This window comes from Streptomyces griseorubiginosus (genome assembly GCF_001514195.1).
Lineage (GTDB): Bacteria > Actinomycetota > Actinomycetes > Streptomycetales > Streptomycetaceae > Streptomyces > Streptomyces griseorubiginosus.
The window spans coordinates 1,283,796-1,303,386 of record NZ_KQ948736.1 but is presented as its reverse complement, the minus strand read 5'-3'; the positions used below and the strand labels follow the sequence as shown (position 1 = coordinate 1,303,386).

Annotated in this window: 15 protein-coding genes; 12 read left to right on the top strand and 3 right to left on the bottom strand. The window is 71.4% G+C overall.

Annotated features, from left to right (window positions below; genetic code table 11):
• Positions 1-3 precede the first annotated feature (3 nt).
• From miaB to AQJ54_RS18295, 3 genes are read left to right on the top strand one after another with little or no spacing between them, the layout of a single operon-like run.
• Positions 4-1,530 (top strand): tRNA (N6-isopentenyl adenosine(37)-C2)-methylthiotransferase MiaB, encoded by a 1,527-nt coding sequence (miaB, locus tag AQJ54_RS18305; RefSeq protein WP_079069898.1) that lies wholly within the window; start codon positions 4-6, stop codon positions 1,528-1,530.
• A gap of 41 nt (positions 1,531-1,571) precedes the next feature.
• A complete protein-coding gene (locus tag AQJ54_RS18300) occupies positions 1,572-1,868 on the top strand; it encodes a hypothetical protein (protein ID WP_062238539.1) in 297 nt (98 codons plus the stop codon).
• A 10-nt stretch (positions 1,869-1,878) separates the two neighbouring features.
• Positions 1,879-2,703, top strand: coding sequence for a class III extradiol dioxygenase subunit B-like domain-containing protein (locus AQJ54_RS18295; protein WP_062238538.1), 825 nt, complete (start codon positions 1,879-1,881; stop codon positions 2,701-2,703).
• 264 nt (positions 2,704-2,967) lie between these two features.
• Here the strand turns inward: AQJ54_RS18295 and AQJ54_RS18290 are convergent, their stop codons facing one another.
• Both AQJ54_RS18290 and AQJ54_RS18285 read right to left on the bottom strand, forming a co-directional pair.
• Positions 2,968-3,258, bottom strand: coding sequence for an antitoxin (locus AQJ54_RS18290; protein WP_062238536.1), 291 nt, complete (start codon positions 3,256-3,258; stop codon positions 2,968-2,970).
• A gap of 24 nt (positions 3,259-3,282) precedes the next feature.
• Positions 3,283-3,678 (bottom strand): hypothetical protein, encoded by a 396-nt coding sequence (locus AQJ54_RS18285; protein WP_062238534.1) that lies wholly within the window; start codon positions 3,676-3,678, stop codon positions 3,283-3,285.
• A gap of 184 nt (positions 3,679-3,862) precedes the next feature.
• Here AQJ54_RS18285 and miaA point away from each other — a divergent pair, with 184 nt between their 5' ends.
• From miaA to hflX, 6 genes are all read left to right on the top strand, one after another.
• On the top strand, positions 3,863-4,801 hold the full coding sequence (gene miaA / locus AQJ54_RS18280; RefSeq protein ID WP_062238532.1) for a tRNA (adenosine(37)-N6)-dimethylallyltransferase MiaA: 939 nt from the start codon (positions 3,863-3,865) through the stop codon (positions 4,799-4,801).
• Positions 4,802-4,909: 108 nt separating this feature from the next.
• Positions 4,910-5,413 carry a hypothetical protein gene (locus tag AQJ54_RS18275; RefSeq protein ID WP_062022633.1) on the top strand — a complete coding sequence of 168 codons (504 nt, stop codon included), beginning with the start codon at positions 4,910-4,912 and terminating at the stop codon, positions 5,411-5,413.
• A gap of 109 nt (positions 5,414-5,522) precedes the next feature.
• Positions 5,523-6,392, top strand: a complete 870-nt coding sequence (gene dapF / locus AQJ54_RS18270) for a diaminopimelate epimerase (protein WP_062238530.1) — start codon at positions 5,523-5,525, stop codon at positions 6,390-6,392.
• 282 nt (positions 6,393-6,674) lie between these two features.
• Positions 6,675-8,990 carry a RelA/SpoT family protein gene (locus AQJ54_RS18265; RefSeq protein WP_062238528.1) on the top strand — a complete coding sequence of 772 codons (2,316 nt, stop codon included), beginning with the start codon at positions 6,675-6,677 and terminating at the stop codon, positions 8,988-8,990.
• Positions 8,991-9,257: 267 nt separating this feature from the next.
• On the top strand, positions 9,258-10,862 hold the full coding sequence (locus tag AQJ54_RS18260) for a M1 family metallopeptidase (protein WP_062238526.1): 1,605 nt from the start codon (positions 9,258-9,260) through the stop codon (positions 10,860-10,862).
• 169 nt (positions 10,863-11,031) lie between these two features.
• Positions 11,032-12,528, top strand: a complete 1,497-nt coding sequence (gene hflX, locus AQJ54_RS18255; RefSeq protein ID WP_020139137.1) for a GTPase HflX — start codon at positions 11,032-11,034, stop codon at positions 12,526-12,528.
• A gap of 130 nt (positions 12,529-12,658) precedes the next feature.
• On the opposite strand, the gene AQJ54_RS18250 is transcribed toward hflX, so the two are convergent.
• Positions 12,659-13,891 (bottom strand): trypsin-like serine peptidase, encoded by a 1,233-nt coding sequence (locus AQJ54_RS18250; protein ID WP_062238525.1) that lies wholly within the window; start codon positions 13,889-13,891, stop codon positions 12,659-12,661.
• A 429-nt stretch (positions 13,892-14,320) separates the two neighbouring features.
• Between AQJ54_RS18250 and AQJ54_RS18245 the strand changes: the two genes are divergently transcribed.
• The 3 genes from AQJ54_RS18245 to AQJ54_RS18235 all read left to right on the top strand — a co-directional run bounded on the left by AQJ54_RS18245 (position 14,321) and on the right by AQJ54_RS18235 (position 19,367).
• A complete protein-coding gene (locus AQJ54_RS18245; RefSeq protein WP_428843793.1) occupies positions 14,321-15,973 on the top strand; it encodes a diaminobutyrate--2-oxoglutarate transaminase family protein in 1,653 nt (550 codons plus the stop codon).
• Positions 15,974-16,430: 457 nt separating this feature from the next.
• The gene (locus AQJ54_RS18240) at positions 16,431-18,440 is read left to right on the top strand and encodes an IucA/IucC family protein (protein WP_062238523.1); all 2,010 of its coding nucleotides are present in this window, start codon (positions 16,431-16,433) and stop codon (positions 18,438-18,440) included.
• Between the two features lie 36 nt (positions 18,441-18,476).
• Positions 18,477-19,367, top strand: a complete 891-nt coding sequence (locus AQJ54_RS18235; protein ID WP_062238521.1) for a GNAT family N-acetyltransferase — start codon at positions 18,477-18,479, stop codon at positions 19,365-19,367.
• Positions 19,368-19,591 lie beyond the last annotated feature (224 nt).

Below are 19,591 nucleotides of genomic sequence, written 5' to 3'. Positions count from 1 at the left end.
CCCATGACCAGCAGCAGCGACCGGAGCCCGGCAGTGGACGTTTCATCTCCGAAAACGTACGAAGTGCGCACCTACGGGTGCCAGATGAACGTCCACGACTCCGAGCGATTGTCCGGACTGCTCGAGGAGGCCGGGTACGTGCCCGCGCCCGAGGGCTCCGACGGGGACGCGGACGTCGTCGTCTTCAACACCTGCGCGGTGCGGGAGAACGCCGACAACCGGCTCTACGGCAACCTCGGCCGGCTCGCGCCCAGGAAGGCATCGCGGCCCGGCATGCAGATCGCCGTCGGCGGCTGCCTCGCCCAGAAGGACCGCGACACCATCGTCAAGAAGGCGCCCTGGGTGGACGTCGTCTTCGGCACGCACAACATCGGCAAGCTCCCCGTCCTGCTGGAACGCGCGCGCGTGCAGGAGGAGGCGCAGGTCGAGATCGCCGAGTCGCTGGAGGCGTTCCCGTCGACCCTGCCGACCCGGCGCGAGAGCGCCTACGCGGCCTGGGTGTCGATCTCCGTCGGCTGCAACAACACCTGCACCTTCTGCATCGTCCCGGCCCTGCGCGGCAAGGAGAAGGACCGCCGTACCGGCGACATCCTCGCCGAGATCGAGGCCCTGGTCGGCGAGGGCGTCTCCGAGATCACGCTGCTCGGGCAGAACGTCAACGCGTACGGCTCCGACATCGGCGACCGTGAGGCCTTCAGCAAGCTGCTCCGGGCCTGCGGCACCATCGAGGGCCTGGAGCGCGTCCGCTTCACCTCCCCGCACCCCCGCGACTTCACGGACGACGTGATCGCGGCCATGGCGGAGACCCCGAACGTCATGCCCCAGCTCCACATGCCGCTCCAGTCCGGCTCGGACACCGTCCTCAAGGCGATGCGCCGCTCCTACCGCCAGGACCGCTACCTGGGGATCATCGAGAAGGTCCGCGCCGCCATGCCGGACGCCGCGATCTCGACCGACATCATCGTGGGCTTCCCCGGCGAGACCGAGGAGGACTTCGAGCAGACCATGCACGTGGTCCGCGAGGCTCGCTTCACGAACGCCTTCACCTTCCAGTACTCCAAGCGCCCCGGAACCCCCGCGGCCACCATGGACGGGCAGATCCCCAAGGAGGTCGTGCAGTCGCGCTACGAGCGTCTCGTCGCCCTCCAGGAGGAGATCTCCTGGGACGAGAACAAGAAGCAGGTCGGCCGCACCCTGGAGCTGATGGTCGCCGAGGGCGAGGGCCGCAAGGACGGCGCCACCCACCGCCTCTCCGGCCGCGCCCCCGACAACCGCCTGGTCCACTTCACCAAGCCCGACCAGGAGGTCCGCCCCGGCGACGTCGTCACGGTCGAGATCACCTACGCCGCTCCCCACCACCTCCTCGCCGAGGGCGCCGTCCTCGACGTGCGCCGCACGCGCGCGGGTGACGCCTGGGAGAAGCGCAACGCCCAGGAGGCCGCGAAGCCGGCGGGCGTGATGCTGGGGCTGCCGCAGATCGGGGTACCGGCGCCGCTGCCGGTGGCCACCGGGGGTTGCGCGGCGCACTGAGCGACGGCACGGATTCAGCGGGTTCAGGGGAGGGGCGGGGCATGGGGCGCTGGGTGGTGGTCGTCGACCGCGCTGTCGGGACGCAGAACGACGTCGACGAGGTGGCGCACTTCGAGGGCACCCAGGACGAGGCCCGGGCCCGTCTGTACGAGCTCGCCTGCACCCACCGTCCGAGCGCCGGCCTGCGCCAGAAGCGCCGACAGGTCTACCGGATCGGTGACGGGGACGCCTACTACGTGAACGTCGAAGGCGCGATCAGCACGCACCGCCTGGTGTACCGGCTCGCCGAACTGGCGTGGAGCACCCATCCCGAGTCCTGGCCGTGGGGCTGGAAGTAGGCTGCGGATCATGCTTGTCGCCGCCGCTGTCTGCCCCTGCCCGCCGCTCCTCGTGCCCGAGGTCGCCGCGGGCGCCGCGCCCGAGCTGGACACCGCGCGGGCCGCGTGCGCGGACGCACTGGGCGTGCTCGCCGCCGCTCGGCCCGACCTCCTCGTGGTCGTCGGACCCGCGGAGCAGAGCGGCCGCGGGGTGCACGCGGAGGGCTCGCGCGGCTCGTTCCGGGGCTTCGGTGTGGACGTCGATGTACGACTGGGTGCCGGCGGAGCAGGGGGTGTCGGCGTAGGTCCGGGTGCCGCCGGGGGAGTAGGCGTCGGCGTACGACCGGGTGGCGACGGGGCGGTAGGCGTCGATGCAGGACCGGGTGCCGACCATGGCGACGACGAGGAGCCGCGTCCGCTGCCGACCTCCCTGGCGGTCGCCGCCTGGCTGCTGGAGCGCACCGGCTGGTCGGACGCCCCGATCGAGGGACTCGGGGTCGGGGAACCTCTGGAGCCCGAGCGGTGTATCCAGACCGGGAGGGGAATCGCCGGCCGGGCCGAGCGGGTGGCGCTGCTGGTGATGGGCGACGCCAGCGCCTGTCGCACGCTCAAGGCACCCGGTTACCTCGACGAGCGCGCGGCCCCCTTCGACGCGGAGGTCGCGCGGGCACTGGGCGCGGCCGACGTGGCTGCCCTGCGCGCGCTGGACGCCGAGCTGGCATACGAGCTGAAGGCCTCCGGCCGCGCGCCCTGGCAGGTCCTGGCGGGCGCGGCCGAGGGGGCCGGCCTGGGCGGCTCGCTGCTGTACGAGGACGCGCCGTACGGCGTGGGGTACGTGGTCGCGGCGTGGTCGTGACGGGGGCGTAGAAGGGCCAGGGGGCTGGTAGGGCCGAGGGCTGTAGGGAGCCCGGGAGCGCCGAGGGCCGTAGGTAGTCCGGGAGCGCCGAGGGCCGTAGGGACCCCGGGAGCGCCGAGGGGCCGTAGGAACTCCGGAAGCGCGGAAGGGCCGTAGGGACTCCGGAAGGGCCGAAGGGCCATGGGGAGTCCGGGAGCGCCTGGACAACGGCGGACGGCCGGGTGCGTCCGCCCCGGCCGTCCGCCAGTGTGCCGTGCCCGCCCTTCAGGAAGTGGGCGGCGGTGAGGCCGGAGGCGTGGTGTCGCCGCCCGGTCCGCCCGGTCCGCCCTGTCCCTTCGTGCCGTCCTTGTGCGCGGCGAGTCGGTCCATGGCGTCCTTGGCCTTGCTCGTGCCCCTCTGGATCCTGCCGCTGTACTTGCCCTTGGTCTTCTCGTCCACGACCTTCGCCGCCTTGTCGAGGCCGTGCTGGATCTTGTCCCCGTGCTGGTGCGCGAGGCCGGAGACCTTGTCCTTGGCCGGGCTGAGCTTGGCCCTGAAACTGTCCATGAGACCCATCGTTCGCCTTCCCACGCGGGGCAGTTACGTGCGGGCGCCCTCGCCGGCCTCACGGTCGGCCGCATCCTCGGCGGACTGCTGCTTCGGGATCTCGACGTCCTCGGCGGCGGCCTCCCCGGCGGCCTCCGCGTCCGCCTGAGTGCCCACGGCTCCGGACGCTTCACCGACCTCGGCCTTCTCAGCGGCCCGTTCCTCGGCCCCTTCGTCAGCCTTGGTGCCGGTCCGCTCCTTCGCCGCCGACGCCTCTTCCGCCTCGTCCGCCTCGTCCGTCGCGTGCGTTGCCTTCGTCGCATCCGCCGCATCCGCCGCGTCCGCCGCATCCGCCGCGGACTCGGCCGTACGGGTGTCGGCCTGCGTCTCGGCGGTTGACGCCTCCTCCGTAGCCTTCGACCTCCGGAGAAGTCGTGCGAAAACGCCCATATCCACTCCATACGTTACTCGTGCGGGGGAAAACCCGCGTCGTCCGGTGCGCCCGTCTGCGCCACCCGGAATCGCCGCCTCCGGGAACAGGGCGGCGGAAACCACGCAACTGGCAACGACGTCGGGCCGGTGCCGTCACGTAACTCGTTCGAGGTGGGGTTCGGAGGTTTGCGAGACTGGTGCCGTGAGCAGCGCACCCCCCGCCCCCCGCGTCATCGCCGTCGTCGGACCCACCGCGGCCGGAAAGTCCGATCTGGGCGTCTTCCTCGCCCAGCGCCTGGGCGGCGAGGTCGTCAACGCCGACTCCATGCAGCTCTACCGAGGGATGGACATCGGCACCGCCAAGCTGACGCCCGAGGAGCGCGACGGCGTCCCGCACCACCTCCTGGACATCTGGGACGTCACGGTCACCGCCTCCGTCGCCGAGTACCAGCGGCTGGCCCGCGCCAGGATCGACGCCCTGCTGGCCGAGGGTCGCTGGCCCGTCCTGGTCGGCGGCTCCGGCCTGTACGTCCGCGGTGCCGTCGACAACCTGGAGTTCCCCGGCACCGACCCCGACGTCAGGGCCCGACTGGAGGACGAGCTCGTCCTGCGCGGCTCCGGCGCGCTGCATGCCCGCCTCGCCGCCGCCGACCCCGGCGCCGCGCAGGCGATCCTGCCCAGCAACGGCCGCCGTATCGTCCGGGCCCTCGAGGTGATCGAGATCACCGGGAAGCCCTTCACCGCGAACCTCCCCGGCCATGACTCCGTCTACGACACCCTCCAGATCGGTGTCGACGTGGCCCGGCCCGAGCTCGACGAGCGCATCGCGCGCCGGGTCGACCGGATGTGGGACGCGGGACTCGTGGACGAGGTGCGGGAGCTCGAGGCGCGCGGGTTGCGCGAGGGGCGCACGGCCTCGCGCGCGCTCGGGTACCAGCAGGTGCTGGCGGCGCTCGCGGGGGAGTGCACCATGGAGGACGCGCGGGCCGAGACCGTACGGGCCACGAAACGCTTCGCGCGCCGCCAGGATTCGTGGTTCAGGCGCGACCCACGGGTGCATTGGTTGAGTGGGGCTGCGGCGCATCTCACAGAACTTCCGCAGCTCGCACTGGCGTTGGTCGAACGACCGGTCACAGCCTGATCACGTCCTGGCATCGGGACGCTCCGGCCGTCATCCGAGCCTCCGGCGCCGTGCCATCATCGAGCTTCGATCGACCAAGTGGAGTCCGAGTTGGGAGGGCGCGTGGCGATGGAGGCCGGCCCTCGCGACACCGCACAAGGCACCGAGCCCCTCACCGTCGAGAACGGTGAACCGGAGCAGGACGGGACCCGTCCGAGCCCCGAGGCGCTCGACGAGGTGCCGGACGGTGTGACCGACGACGGCCCCGAGCCCGAGGAGATGTTCGCGGCCGGGGAAGAGGTCGAGGTCGAGCTGCGCCCGCAGCGCCGCCTGCGGATCTGGCAGCTCGCCCCCATCGTCGCGCTGGCCGCGGTCGGCTCCCTCATGTTCGCCTTCCCGCTGGCCTTCGATTTCGGCGACAGCGGAGCGGTGATCGCGATGCTGGGCCTGCTGATCTGCTCGTGCGCCGCGGGCTGGGGAATGACGGCGGCGCGGCGCGTTGGTTACACGTGGCCCGGGCTGCCGAGGCGGGGCGAGGACCGCCGGGCGGACTGGCGGGTGGTGGCGGCCTACGCCCTGCTGGTGGCTGTGGTGATCGTGTTGGCGGTCTGGCGCGTGGCAAGGCTGCGCTGAGGGCTTCTCGCCTTCAGGGGGCGCGTTCAGGGCGCGCACCCGTGCCGATGTACGGCCCCACCGCGCGGGCGCGAGCGGCCCGCACCGGCGCGCGCCGTACGATCGAGACATGAGCACGCGGATCCCCTTCCTCAAGGGTCACGGCACCGAGAACGACTTCGTGATCATCCCGGACCCCGAGAACGACCTCGACCTGCCCCGCGAGACCGTGGCCGCCCTCTGCGACCGCCGGGCCGGTATCGGCGGCGACGGCCTCCTCCACGTCGTGCGGTCCGCGGCGCACCCCGAGGCGGCGCACCTGGCGGCCGAGGCCGAGTGGTTCATGGACTACCGCAACGGGGACGGCTCGATCGCCGAGATGTGCGGCAACGGCGTACGCGTCTTCGCCCGCTACCTCCAGCACGCCGGACACGTCACCGAGGGCGACCTCGCCGTGGCGACCCGCGGCGGGGTGAAGACCGTGCACATCGACAAGGCCGGCGACGTCACCGTCGGCATGGGCAGGGCGCGGCTCCCTGAAGGAGACGTCACGGTGAGCGTCGGCGAGCACAGCTGGCCCGCGCGCAACGTGAACATGGGCAACCCGCACGCCGTCGCCTTCGTGGACGACCTGGCGCACGCCGGCGATCTGTACTCGCCGCCGCCCTTCAGCCCGGCCGCCGCCTACCCGGACGGGGTCAATGTCGAGTTCGTCGTCGACCGCGGCCCCCGGCACGTCGCGATGCGCGTGCACGAGCGCGGCTCCGGCGAGACCCGCTCCTGCGGCACCGGCGCCTGTGCCGTCGCCGTCGCCACCGCGCGCAGGGACGGCACCGACCCGGCGATCACCGGCACCCCGGTGACCTACACCGTGGACGTGCCCGGAGGCACCCTCGTGATCACCGAGCGGGCGGACGGCCAGATCGAGATGACCGGCCCCGCGGTGATCGTCGCCGAGGGCGAGATCGACGGCGACTGGCTGGAAAACGTGGTTCGTTGACCATATGAACGACGGTACGCGGAGCGCCGGAGGCGTGGAACCGAAGCCTTCGGTGCCGTGTGCGATGGAAAAGCACGGGCACCCGCCATTCAGGCGGCGCGAAATCGTAAACCTGCACATCGTCGCTCGAATGGGTGATCCGTTTCACGCTCGCCGAGAGGCGGTCAGCCGGGCGTGATGGGCTCGGTAGCATCAAGCACCGGCCCGGACGGGGGAATGCCATCCCCTGAGCCGTGTCCGCCATGGGGCACCCCGTCCGCCGGTCCACAGCCGGAGGTGCCCATGAGTGCGGAGGCCACGAACCCCGCGACCCCAGGTCCGGTGACAGGTGCGGCCGCCCGCTGGCGGGCGCGGATCGACCTGCGCCGCCTGGGACGCGCCGCCCTGCTCGGCCCCGCCGCCCGTGACCGGCTGCCCGCCGCCATCGGCCATGTCGCCGAGGCCCACCGCGCCCACCACCCCGACGCCGACCTCGAACCCCTGCGCCGTGCCTGGGTCCTGGCCGAGTCCTCGCATCGCGGCCAGATGCGCAAGAGCGGTGAGCCGTACATCACGCACCCGCTCGCCGTCACCCTCATCCTGGCCGAACTCGGCGCCGAGACCACCACCTTGACCGCCTCCCTGCTCCACGACACCGTCGAGGACACCGAGGTGACGCTCGATCAGGTCGGCGAGGAGTTCGGCGCCGAGGTCCGCTTCCTCGTCGACGGCGTCACCAAGCTGGAGAAGGTCGACTACGGCGCCGCCGCCGAGCCCGAGACCTTCCGCAAGATGCTGGTCGCCACCGGCAACGACGTCCGCGTGATGTCGATCAAACTCGCCGACCGGCTGCACAACATGCGCACCCTCGGCGTGATGCGCCCCGAGAAGCAGGCCCGCATCGCCAAGGTCACCCGGGACGTCCTCATCCCGCTCGCCGAACGCCTCGGCGTCCAGGCCCTCAAGACCGAGCTGGAGGACCTGGTCTTCGCGATCCTCCACCCCGAGGAGTACGAGCACACGCGGGAGCTGATCGTCGACAACGCCTCGCGCGAGGACGACCCGCTCGCCGAGATCGCCGAAGAGGTGCGCGGGGTGCTGCGCGAGGCCGGCATCCAGGCCGAAGTCGTCATCCGGCCGCGGCACTTCGTCTCCGTGCACCGGACGGCCCGAAAGCGCGGCCGCCGCCTGCGCGGCGCGGACTTCGGGCGCCTGCTCGTCCTGGTCGGCGAGGACGCGGACTGCTACGGCGTCCTCGGCGAACTGCACACCTGTATGACGCCGGTCGTCTCGGAGTTCAAGGACTTCATCGCCGTACCGAAGTTCAACCTGTACCAGTCGCTGCACACCGCCGTGGCCCGCGGCGACGGCCAGGTCGTCGAAGTCCTCATCCGCACGCACCAGATGCACAAGGTCGCCGAGGCCGGTGTGGTCGCGCTGGGCAATCCGTACGTGGGTTCCCCGGAGGAGCCCGGTGCCGTCGACGAGGAGCGGGTGGACCCGACCCGCCCCGGCTGGCTCTCCCGGCTGCTCGACTGGCAGGCGGCCGCGCCCGACGCCGACACCTTCTGGTCCACCCTCCGTGAGGACCTCGCCCAGGACCGCGAGATCACCGTCTTCCGGCCCGACGGCGGCACCCTGGGGCTGCCCGAGGGCGCGACCTGTGTGGACGCCGCCTACGCGCAGTACGGCGAGGACGCGCACGCCTGCCTGGGCGCTCGTGTCAACGGCCGGCTGGCGACCCTGAGCACCGTTCTGAAGGACGGCGACACCGTCCAGCTCCTCATGGGGCAGGACCCGGCCGCCGAGCCCTCCAAGGAGTGGCTGGAGCACGCGCACACGCCCGCGGCCCGGATCGCGATCCAGCGGTGGATCGCGACGCATCCCACGCAGGAGTCGGCGGAGCGGGGCACAGGGGGAGAGAGCGGATCCTTCGTGCCGGGTGCGGCCGCGCCGGAAGGTGTCGGAGGGGGCGTAGCCAAGGCCGGGGCCACCGAGCCGGTCGGTGTGGTCGATCGGGGTGCCAGCCAGGCGTCGGCCGTGGTGGCGGGCTCCGCGCCGGGGGGCTCCGCCCTTCCGGCCGCCGATGACAAAGCTGCCCCCGCGCGTGCGGCTCTCGCCGAGCCTGCGTCCGCGTCCGCTCCCGACCAGCAGACCCCGGCCCGGCCCGGCACCGCCAACGCCCTCGTCGACCAGCCGGGGGCGACCGTACGGCTGGCCGGGTGCTGCACACCCGTGCCGCCCGACGAGATCATCGGCTTCGCCGTGCGCGGCGGAGTGGTCACCGTGCACCGCGTCGAGTGCGCCGCGGTGGCGCGCATGCAGGGCATGGGGCGCAAGGAGGTCGGCGTGAGCTGGGGTGACAGCGCCGAGTGCCGGGTCACCCTGTTCGCCGAATCGTTCGGCCGCCCGCACCTCCTGGCCGACCTCACCGAGGCCATGGCCGGCGAGGGCGCCGAGATCGTCTCCGCGACCGTCGAACCCCCGAGCCAGCAGCGCGTGCGCCACACCTACACCGTCCAGTTGCCGGACGCGGCCCTGCTGCCCTCCCTGATGCGGGCCATGCGGAACGTGGCGGGCGTCTACGACGTGAGCCGGGCGCAGACGCCGGGGGCCTGACGGGGAGGATGCCGGGGGTCTGCGGGGAGGATGCCGGGGGTCTGCGGGGCGGATGCCGGGCCCTGCGGGGCGGACGCTCCGGCTGGGGGTCCTCGTCCGGAGCGGATGCTCCGGCTGGAGTTCTTCGCCCGGAGCGGATGCTCAAGCCGGAGTTCCTCGTCATCGGCTCGGCCGTCCCGTCGCCTCGGCGAGACCGGAAGAACTCGTTCGAGTGGGGTGGTCGCGCGTCGCCGCCGTGGCGCACGCGCGCGCTGGTAGCGGTGGTGCATGCCGCTCACCCCCCGCAGCCACACCCGCCCCGCCCCCGTACAGTCCGCGCCCGCCGCCCCGCCGGACTCCGACGCCCTCCGCCGCCGTACGGGAAGCCCTCAGGGCACGGCAAGCTCCCAGAGCACAGGAAGCCCCCCGCGCAAGGGATTCCGGCGCCGCAAGGCGGTCGCACTGCTCGCCTCCGCCGTTTCCGTCTGTCTGCTCGCCGCGAGCGCCCCGGCCGAGCCGCTCGGTGTCGGGGACCGCCTCTTCCCGTACCTGGGCAATCCCGGCTACGACGTCGCGTCGTACGACCTCTCCTTCACCTATGCCGGAGACAACAGCAAGCCGCTCGCGGCCGTCACGACCATCGACGCCTGGACGACGACGGAGCTCGACCGCATCAACCTCGACTTCGCGCACGGCGACGTCCAGGCCGTGGAGGTCGACGGTCGGCCCGCCGCGTTCAGCAGCGCCGGTGAAGACCTCGTGGTCACTCCGGACAGGTCGCTGCCCAGGGGCAGCTGGATGCGGATCACCGTCCGGCACACGAGCGACCCCGTCTCCGCGGACGACCGCGACGGCGGCTGGGTGCGGACCACGGACGGGCTCGCCATGGCCAACCAGGCCGATGTCGCCCACCTGGTCTTCCCCTGCAACGACCACCCCTCCGACAAGGCCATGTTCACCATCCGGGTCACGGCGCCGGACGGCTGGACGGCCGTCGCCAACGGTCTGCCGACCGACGTGGACCGGGCCGGCCGGACGACCACCTGGACCTACCGCACCCAGCACCCCATGGCCACCGAGCTCGCACAGGTGTCCATCGGCCGTTCCACCGTGCTGCGTCGCAGCGGGCCGCACGGACTGCCCGTACGGGACGTGGTGCCCACCCAGGACCGCGCCGCCCTGGAACCCTGGCTCAAGAAGACCCCCGCGCAGATCGCGTGGATGGAGGACAGGGTCGGGCCGTACCCCTTCGAGACGTACGGCATCCTCATGGCCGCCGCCGACACCGGCTTCGAGTTGGAAACTCAAACTCTGTCCCTCTTCGAGAAGGACCTGTTCACCGAACCCGCCTACCCCAAGTGGTACGTCGAGTCGATCATGGTGCATGAGCTCTCCCACCAGTGGTTCGGCGACAGCGTCAGCCCCCGCACCTGGTCCGACCTGTGGCTCAACGAAGGCCACGCCACCTGGTACGAGGCCCTCTACGCGGAGGCGAAGGAGGGGCGGACCCTGGACGCCCGTATGAAGGCCGCGTACGGCGCCTCCGACCGCTGGCGCGCCGCCGGCGGACCGCCGGCCGCCCCCAAGCCGCCCAAGCCCGGCCAGAAGATCAGCATCTTCCGTCCGAACGTCTACGACGGCGCTGCGCTCGTCCTCTACGCCCTGCGCCAGGAGATCGGCCCCAAGGCCTTCGAGACCCTGGAACGGGCCTGGGTGCAGCAGCACCGGGACGGCACGGCCACGACCGCGGACTTCGTCCGTCTCGCCTCCGCGGTCTCCGGACGCGACCTCGGCGGCTTCCTCCACGACTGGCTCTACGCCGAGAAGACCCCGGCGATGCCCGGACACCCGGACTGGAAGGCCGTGGCCCCCGCCGCCGTGCCGGTGAAATAAGCCGGTGACGAGACGTCCCGTGCCGTGCGACCATCTTCAGGTCGGCGCGGCACGGGACACGGGAATCTCCCGGGGTACTCGTGCGTTGACCAACATGACCGGCGGTGGTGTCGTGACCACCACGGACCCCTGGCCGCCGTATCGGACTCCCCAACGACGTAAGGACCCAATGACCTCCTCTTCATCCCCTTCCCAGGACACGCAGCGCCTCGCGCACACCTACGCCGAAGGTCTTCGGGCCGATGCCCTGATGGAAGAGGACGTCGCCTGGAGCCACGAGATCGACGGAGAGCGGGACGGCGACCAGTTCGACCGCTCCGAGCGCGCGGCCCTGCGTCGCGTCGCCGGCCTCTCCACCGAACTCGAGGACGTCACCGAGGTCGAGTACCGCCAGCTCCGTCTGGAGCGGGTCGTCCTCGTCGGCGTCTGGACCACGGGGACCGCGCAGGACGCCGACAACTCCCTCGCGGAGCTCGCCGCCCTCGCGGAGACCGCCGGCGCCCTCGTGCTCGACGGCGTGATCCAGCGCCGCGACAAGCCCGACGCGGCCACCTTCATCGGTTCCGGCAAGGCCATGGAGCTGCGGGACATCGTCGTCGAATCCGGCGCCGACACCGTCATCTGCGACGGTGAGCTCAGCCCCGGCCAGCTCATCGCCCTCGAAGACGTCGTCAAGGTCAAGGTCATCGACCGTACGGCCCTGATCCTCGACATCTTCGCCCAGCACGCCAAGTCCCGAGAGGGCAAGGCGCAGGTCGCGCTCGCGCAGATGCAGTACATGCTGCCGCGACTGCGCGGCTGGGGTCAGTCGCTGTCCCGTCAGATGGGCGGCGGCAAGGGCGGCGGTCTCGCCACCCGTGGTCCCGGTGAGACCAAGATCGAGACGGACCGGCGCCGGATCCGCGAGAAGATGGCGAAAATGCGCCGGGAGATCGCGGACATGAAGACCGGCCGCGAGATCAAGCGCCAGGAACGCAAGCGCCACAAGGTGCCGTCCGTCGCCATCGCGGGCTACACCAACGCCGGCAAGTCGTCCCTGCTCAACCGCCTGACGGGCGCCGGTGTCCTGGTCGAGAACGCCCTGTTCGCGACCCTGGACCCCACCGTCCGCCGCGCGGAGACCCCGAGCGGCCGCCTGTACACGCTGGCCGACACCGTCGGTTTTGTACGGCACCTGCCGCACCACCTGGTCGAGGCGTTCCGCTCCACCATGGAGGAGGTCGGCGAGTCCGACCTGATCCTGCACGTGGTGGACGGTTCGCACCCGAACCCTGAGGAGCAGCTGGCCGCCGTACGCGAGGTGATCCGGGACGTCGGCGCCATCGACGTGCCCGAGGTCGTCGTGATCAACAAGGCGGACGCGGCCGACCCGCTGACGCTCCAGCGGCTGATGCGGATCGAGAAGCGCGCCATCGCGGTCTCGGCCCGCACCGGCCAGGGCATCGCCGAGCTGCTCGCCCTGATCGACAACGAGCTGCCGCGCCCGTCCGTCGAGATCGAGGCACTCGTGCCGTACACCCACGGCAAGCTGGTGGCCCGCGCCCATGACGAGGGCGAGGTGATCTCCGAGGAGCACACCGCGGAGGGCACCCTGCTCAAGGTGCGGGTGCACGAAGAGCTGGCCGCGGATCTGGCGCCGTACGTACCGACGCCGGTTGTGGCCTGAGGAGACGCGTAGCCGGTTGCCCGGTTGGTTGCTGTGAGTGGGCTGGAGGCCCGTCCCTTTCCCGAGGGGCGGGCCTCAGGCTTTTCCGGGGTTCCGAACACGGGTTGGGGGAGGTGGGGGCCGGGCGCGATCACTGTCCCGAGCGCTTCCGGCTGACCGAGTCGTACACCCCCTCGGCCACCTGACCCAGCCGGGGTCCGGCCAGCCAGCCCGCGCTCACCGGGCCTATGGAGGTGTTGGACACCAGCGCCGGCCGACCGTCCGCCCCGGCCGCGACCCAGCCGCCACCGGACGAACCACCGGTCATGGTGCAGCCGATGCGGTACATGGTCGGATCCGAGGCGTTCAGCGACAGCCGCCCGGGCCTGTCCTGACACTGGTACAGCGACTCCCCGTCGAACGGCGCCGCTGCCGGATACCCGCTGGCCGTGATGGTCCGCACCCGCGGCACCGCCGGAGCGGCGAAGTCCACCGGCAGAGCCGAACCGACCGTCTCCTCCAGCGACTTGCCGTTCCCTCCGTCTTCCGGCGTCACATGGATCACGGCGAAGTCGTACGGCGCCCCGGCCCCGCCGGTCGGCCCGCCCTGCGCGATCCACTGCTCCGAGGTTCCCGCCCAGTCGGCCCACCAGACGCCGTACGGAGCCAGCTCGTCCTCGCTCGCACTCGTCAACTCCTCACCCGCCAGGGCCTGGTCGTTGTACGACGGCGCGAACGCGATGTTGCGGTACCAACCGCCGTTCCGGCCCGCGTGCACACAATGCCCCGCCGTCCAGACCAGGTTGGACCTGCCCGGAGCGGCCGGATCCGCCACGACCGTCGCCGAGCACACCATCGTGCCCTCGGGGGAGTCGAAGAACACCTTGCCCGCCTCAGGGACCTTGTCGTGATACGTAGGCGATACGGCCTTCGCGTCCACCGGCGCCGGCTCCGGGTCGGTGACCCCCTGGTCACCCGAGAGGTCGCTCTCCTGGACACCCCGGTCGGGATCCTCGGCCCGGCGCATCCGGTCCGGATTCCACAGGCCCTCGATGATCGGGTTGATGTAGTCCTGGGCCTCGCGCAGCCAGTCGTCCCTGTCCCAGTCCTTCCAGGCCCCGTTCTTCCACTGGTCGACATCGATTCCGTGCTCCTTGAGCCGGTCCTTGATGTCGTCGGGGATCGTGATCTTGCCGTCGCCCTCGCCGGACGATGCCGACGCCGAAGCCCGCGCGTCCACGTCGGCGCCCTTGGAGTCGCAGGCGGTCGCGGTCAGGGCCAGCACCGAGACGAGAGCCACGGCGGTCAGCACGGAGGAGGTTCTGCGGCGCGCGCCCCTCCCGCCTTCGCCGCGAGCGGTGAACGACAGCGGATCTGATCGCATGCTCTGCCTCCCCCTGGTACGGGCGAACCGGATGCGTACGCATGAACCGGATGCCAGGGCCGGCAACTTCCCGCGAACGTCCCGCGAGTTCGCCCTCCGGCACCACGTCTTGGAACGGCACCACACACTATGCGCCCGCTGTGGGTGACTTCCGACGGAATCGCAACAGTTACGTCACTCCAAAGATCTTCGGACCGCCCGTAACCCGGTGAGCGGTCCGGGGTTGGTAGCGGTGGGGGCTCTTGCCCACGACCCTGCCTGCGGACAGCCGGGTTCCCGCGCCCCGATTCCCGGAGGCTTTCCAGCCATCGGGTCATCGATGTGCCGAGATGTCGAGCAAAGGCTCACGGGGTTCCGTATGTCGGGGCGGGCGAGTCCGCGAGGGAACCGCTTGCCCCAGCACAGCGCGACGACGGGAGAACCATGGCCGTGACCGAGACCGCCGTGACCGAGACCGCCGTGACCGAGGCCGCATCGGGGAAGGCCACGGCGGGGCGGACTGTCGTCCAGGACGCGTCGGCGGCCCGGGCCGCGCACGAGGGGATCCTGCGGCGCCAGTCGGCCCGCGAATCGGCGGCCCGCACCTATGCCCGCGCCCTCCCGATCGTGCCCGTCCGCGCCCGCGGTCTGACCATCGAGGGTGCCGACGGCCGCCGTTACCTCGACTGCCTCTCGGGCGCCGGTACCTTGGCCCTTGGCCACAACCACCCCGTCGTCCTCGAAGCGATCCGCAAGGTCCTCGACTCGGGCGCGCCCCTCCACGCCCTCGACCTCGCCACCCCCGTCAAGGACGCCTTCATCACCGAGCTGTTCCGCACCCTGCCGCCCGGTCTCGCCGGCCACGCGCGCGTGCAGTTCTGCGGACCGGCCGGCACCGACGCGGTCGAGGCCGCCTTCAAGCTCGTACGTGCCGCGACCGGCCGCAGCGAACTTCTCGCCTTCGCCGGCGCCTACCACGGCATGACCTCCGGCGCCCTCGAAGCCTCCGGCCATGCCTCCGAGGTGCGGGTCGCCCGGCTGCCCTACCCGCAGGACTACCGCTGCCCCTTCGGCGTAGGCGGTCCCCAGGGCGCCGAACTCGCCGCCCGCTGGACCGAGTCCGTCCTCGACGACCCCAAGTCCGGGGTTCCGCTGCCCGCCGGGATGATCCTCGAACCCGTCCAGGGCGAGGGCGGGGTCCTCCCCGCTCCGGACGACTGGATGCGGCGCATGCGGCAGATCACGGCCGACCGCTCGATCCCGCTGATCGCCGACGAGGTCCAGACGGGCGTCGGACGCACCGGCGCCTTCTGGGCGGTGGAGCACAGCGGCATCACCCCGGACGTCATGGTGCTCTCCAAGGCCATCGGCGGCAGTCTGCCCCTCGCGGTCGTCGTCTACCGGGACGACCTCGACGTCTGGGAACCCGGCGCCCACGCCGGCACCTTCCGCGGCAACCAACTCGCCATGGCCGCGGGCACGGCCACGATGGCCTACGTCCGCGAAAACGCCCTCACCGAACGAGCGGCCGCCCTCGGGACGCGCATGCTGGACCAACTGCGCCTCCTGGCCGAGGAGTTCCCAGTGATCGGTGATGTGCGGGGGCGGGGGCTGATGATCGGCGTGGAGATGGTGGAGCCGGTGGAGCCGGTGGAGCCGGTGGAGCCGGTGGAGATGGTGGATTCGGAGGGGTGGGGGGTTGGTGCGGACCCGGGGCGGGGTGGGGGCGTTGGGGGCGGCGGAGTTGATGAGTGCGGTGAAGGCGGGGGTGTTGGCGGTAGCCGGGCTGGTGGCGGGGCCGGATCGCCGGTGAGTGGTGCTTCGGGTGCCGGCGGGGTGGGTTCCCTTCGCCCTCGTCTTCCTCGCCCCGCCTCTCCTGCACTCGCCGCCGCCGTCCAGCGGGAGTGCCTCCGACGTGGCCTGATCGTCGAACTCGGCGGCCGTCACTCGAGCGTTGTCCGCCTGCTCCCACCCCTGACGATCACCGACGAACAGGCAACCGCCGTCCTCGACCGCCTCGCCGATGCCGTGGCAGCGGTGGCCCGCGATCACGTCCCCGGGAGCGGGATGCAGCAACAGCGGCGCCGACGGAGCGGGGGATAGAGGGGTGGGGTGAGTGGGGGAGTTGCCGAGGAGCGGAGTGGGTTTCGTTGCTGTGGCTGGCCTTGGGCCTCTGCCTGTGCCTGTGTCAATGCGTTGTCCCGGGTCGTCTTCGGAGTGAGGGAGGCGGTACGGAGAGCCGAGGGCGCCGCAGGTCCGCAGTGGCGCCTGGTCGGGTGGGACACCGACTGTCCCGAGCCCGTGGCCGCCGCCATCCCAGCGCCGAGGGAGATTGCCGGGCCGCTTATGCGGCAGCCCCCACGGCATCGGCAACGCAGCGGTCAAAGCACCCGCCAGAGCCGCAATGCGGCCCGAGTTCCTCCCGGTCACCAGCCGCACAAGCCGACTGAACATCCACCACCACCAGCCCCTCCGCTCCACCAGCCCCTCCGTACTCCAGGACAGAGAACGCACCCCGCAGTCCCAGAACGATCCCCAGGCAGCCCGAGGAACAGCGAACGTGAACACCACCCCCACCCCCACTCCTCACAACCGCACGTCTACGCAGCCCCCCACGGCCCCTCCTCTCCCAAGCTCACCTCGGCCCCACCGCACCCCCGCCCAAGCCGGCCCACCACGACAGGAACGCCTGCCCGACGCCGTGTTGGACACCACCCCGGACTTCCTGGACCACCCCGACGCGCATACCGCAGCCGAGGCCGCAGCCGTGGAGAACCTGCTGCGCTGCTGGGTCCGAGAGAACGACCTCCCGGCGCCCGCACCTGGCACCGGAATCCTCCACATCCCCCTTCCTGCAAGCGGCACCTCCCTCCTCGTCCCCGTTCAGTACTGGTCCCCGACGGGCTGGCACCGCTTCGGCCGTCCCTGCCTCGACGGCGCCCCCGTGCAGGCCCCGCCGGTGGACGCGGTCACCCTCGCAGCACTGCTCTCCCGCGAGTCGATGCCGACGGACCCGGCATCCGTGGGCCCCGAACTCACTGCTCTCGCTGGTGCCGAACTCACTGCTCTCGCAAGTGCTGAACTGACCGCTCCCGCAGGTGCCGAACTGACCGCTCCCGCAGGTGCCGAACTCCCCGCCCGCGTCGCCGACTCCGTTCGCCGCACGGCCGTCTTCGTTCGTGAGCGCCGCAAGCACCCCGACGACGGACCCGACCTCTTCCTCGCCGCCGAACAGGCACTCGTCCTCGGCCACCCACTTCACCCGGCCCCGAAGAGCCGCGAGGGCCTCTCCGAAGCCGAAGCCGCCTCCTACTCACCCGAACTGCGTGGCTCCTTCCCGCTGCGCTGGCTCGCTGTCGACCCCTCTCTCCTCGCCACCGACTCGGCCTGGACCGAACGCGGCCGTCCCGTCCCCGCGGCCCACCTCACCCAGCGCTTGGCCGGACCCGACCTGCCCCTGCCCGACGGCCACACCGCTCTGCCGATGCACCCCTGGCAGCTCCGCGAGGTCCGGCTCCGCCCCGAAGCCGCCCCGCTCTTCGCATCAGGAATGCTCCGGGACCTCGGTGATCACGGCTCCCCTTGGCATCCCACCTCCTCCGTACGTACGGTCCATCGCTCCGGCGCTCCCGCCATGCTCAAGCTCTCGCTCGGCCTGTGCATCACCAACTCCCGCCGTGAGAACCTCCGCAAGGAACTCCACCGCGGTGTCGAGGTGCACCGACTTCTGCGTGCCGGCCTGTCGAGGGAGTGGCAGGCGGCCCACCCCGCGTTCGACATCGTGCGCGACCCCGCCTGGCTGGCTGTCGACGCACCCGACGGCACTCCCGTCCCCGGCCTTGACGTGGTGCTCCGTCACAACCCGTTCACCCCGTCGCACGACGTCTCCTGCGTCGCCGGACTGGTCTCACCCCGTCCCTGCGCCGACCCCGACACAGGCCGAACGACCTGGCGATCCCGGCTGGCCGAGCTCGTCACCCGCCTCGCCTTCCGGACCGGCCGGCCCCAGGGAGCCGTTGCCGCCGAGTGGTTCCTGCGCTATCTCGAGCAGGTCGTTCGCCCGGTGCTGTGGTTCGACGGCGAGGCGGGTATCGCACTGGAGGCGCACCAGCAGAACACCCTGGTGCTGCTCGATGCCGATGGCTGGCCCGCCGGCGGCCGATACCGCGACAACCAGGGCTACTACTTCCGCGAGTCCCGTCGGGCGGAACTCGATGCCCGGTTGCCGGGCATCGGGCAACGCAGCGACACCTTTGTCTCCGACGAAGTCACCGATGAGCGCTTCGCCTACTACCTGGCGATCAACAACGTCCTCGGGCTCATCGGTGCGTTCGGCTCCCAGCACCTGGCCGACGAACGGCTGTTGCTCGCCGCCTTCCGCCGCTTCCTGGACGACGTGGCCTCCGGACCCGACCGAATGCGCAGCACCCTGCCCAGCCGCCTGCTCGACTCACCCGTCCTGCGCTGCAAGGCAAACCTGCTGACCCGAGTGCACGGCCTCGACGAGCTCGTCGGTCCGGTCGACACCCAGTCCGTCTACGTCACCATCGCCAACCCCCTTCACTCCTGAGGAACATGACCCACCCCACCTCCTGAGAGGCCCGCAGTGTCAGCCACCCGTGCCCACACCAAATCTGTTTCCGTCCCCTCGGCCGACGCCGACGCCGACGCCGACGCTGCCAACGCCGATACCGAGGCCGATCCCGATGCTGAGACCGGCGCCGCCACACCTGGCCCCCACCAGGGCACCGACAGCGAGGACACGCTGGAACTGCGTCTGCCCGAGGAACTCCTCGCGCTTCTCGCTCCGGAGGGAACCGACGGAGACGGACACCGAGAACCGGGCCGGGACGACGGCACCACAGCGCAGAACACTGCACCGCCGTACACCACACCGCCGAACACCGCACTCACCACTACCTCTGCGGACCTGCTCGGCAACATCGCCGACTGGGGCCCGGTAACCACCCCGGCAGGCGTGTTCCACCTGGTGCCGGTGCAGGTCGAACGGGACCTCCCTCTCGTCAGCCGCTGGATGAACGACCCCGCCGTGACCGCGTTCTGGGAGCTGGCCGGGCCCCAGAGCGTGACGGAGGAGCATCTGCGGTCCCAGCTGACCGGCGACGGACGCAGCGTGCCCTGCCTCGGAGTGCTGGAGGGCACGCCGATGAGCTACTGGGAGATCTACCGTGCGGACCTCGATCCGGTAGCCCGCCACTATCCGGCCAGACCACATGACACCGGTATCCATCTCCTCATCGGAGAAGTCCCCCATCGCGGGCGCGGTCTTGGCAGCACACTCCTCCGCTCCCTGGCCGATCTCGTGCTCGACAAGCGGCCCGCCTGCGCCCGCGTCATCGCGGAACCCGACCTTCGCAACATTCCGTCCGTCACCGCCTTCCTGAGCGCAGGCTTCCGTTTCTCCGCCGAGATCGAGCTGCCCGCCAAGCGGGCGGCCCTCATGGTCAGGGAGCGGTCCCTGCGCGATCTGCTGTAGCCGCGCGTCATCGCGCAATCACTTTTGGTACACCGCTCGCGGCGGGCCGGTTCCCACTCGCCCCGAAATTTTTTGTGCGGGCCTCGCCCGTCACAGACCGCGCCAGTCGTGAGCCGCGGGCCGCGTCAATCGGAGAGGTCTCCGGCCACTTTCGGCCCTCGACGGACGGATCCCGACCCATTCGTGCCAGACCCGGTCCGATGCGAACCGAGTCGAGCCGATTC

Excerpts from the sequence above, each read along its gene's own strand:
- miaB (WP_079069898.1), top strand. The coding sequence starts at position 4 with ATGACCAGCAGCAGCGACCGGAGCCCGGCAGTGGACGTTTCATCTCCG.
- AQJ54_RS18300 (WP_062238539.1), top strand. The coding sequence starts at position 1,572 with ATGGGGCGCTGGGTGGTGGTCGTCGACCGCGCTGTCGGGACGCAGAAC.
- AQJ54_RS18295 (WP_062238538.1), top strand. The coding sequence starts at position 1,879 with ATGCTTGTCGCCGCCGCTGTCTGCCCCTGCCCGCCGCTCCTCGTGCCC.
- AQJ54_RS18290 (WP_062238536.1), bottom strand. The coding sequence starts at position 3,258 with ATGGGTCTCATGGACAGTTTCAGGGCCAAGCTCAGCCCGGCCAAGGAC.
- AQJ54_RS18285 (WP_062238534.1), bottom strand. The coding sequence starts at position 3,678 with ATGGGCGTTTTCGCACGACTTCTCCGGAGGTCGAAGGCTACGGAGGAG.
- AQJ54_RS18275 (WP_062022633.1), top strand. The coding sequence starts at position 4,910 with ATGGAGGCCGGCCCTCGCGACACCGCACAAGGCACCGAGCCCCTCACC.
- dapF (WP_062238530.1), top strand. The coding sequence starts at position 5,523 with ATGAGCACGCGGATCCCCTTCCTCAAGGGTCACGGCACCGAGAACGAC.
- AQJ54_RS18265 (WP_062238528.1), top strand. The coding sequence starts at position 6,675 with ATGAGTGCGGAGGCCACGAACCCCGCGACCCCAGGTCCGGTGACAGGT.
- AQJ54_RS18260 (WP_062238526.1), top strand. The coding sequence starts at position 9,258 with ATGCCGCTCACCCCCCGCAGCCACACCCGCCCCGCCCCCGTACAGTCC.
- hflX (WP_020139137.1), top strand. The coding sequence starts at position 11,032 with ATGACCTCCTCTTCATCCCCTTCCCAGGACACGCAGCGCCTCGCGCAC.
- AQJ54_RS18250 (WP_062238525.1), bottom strand. The coding sequence starts at position 13,891 with ATGCGATCAGATCCGCTGTCGTTCACCGCTCGCGGCGAAGGCGGGAGG.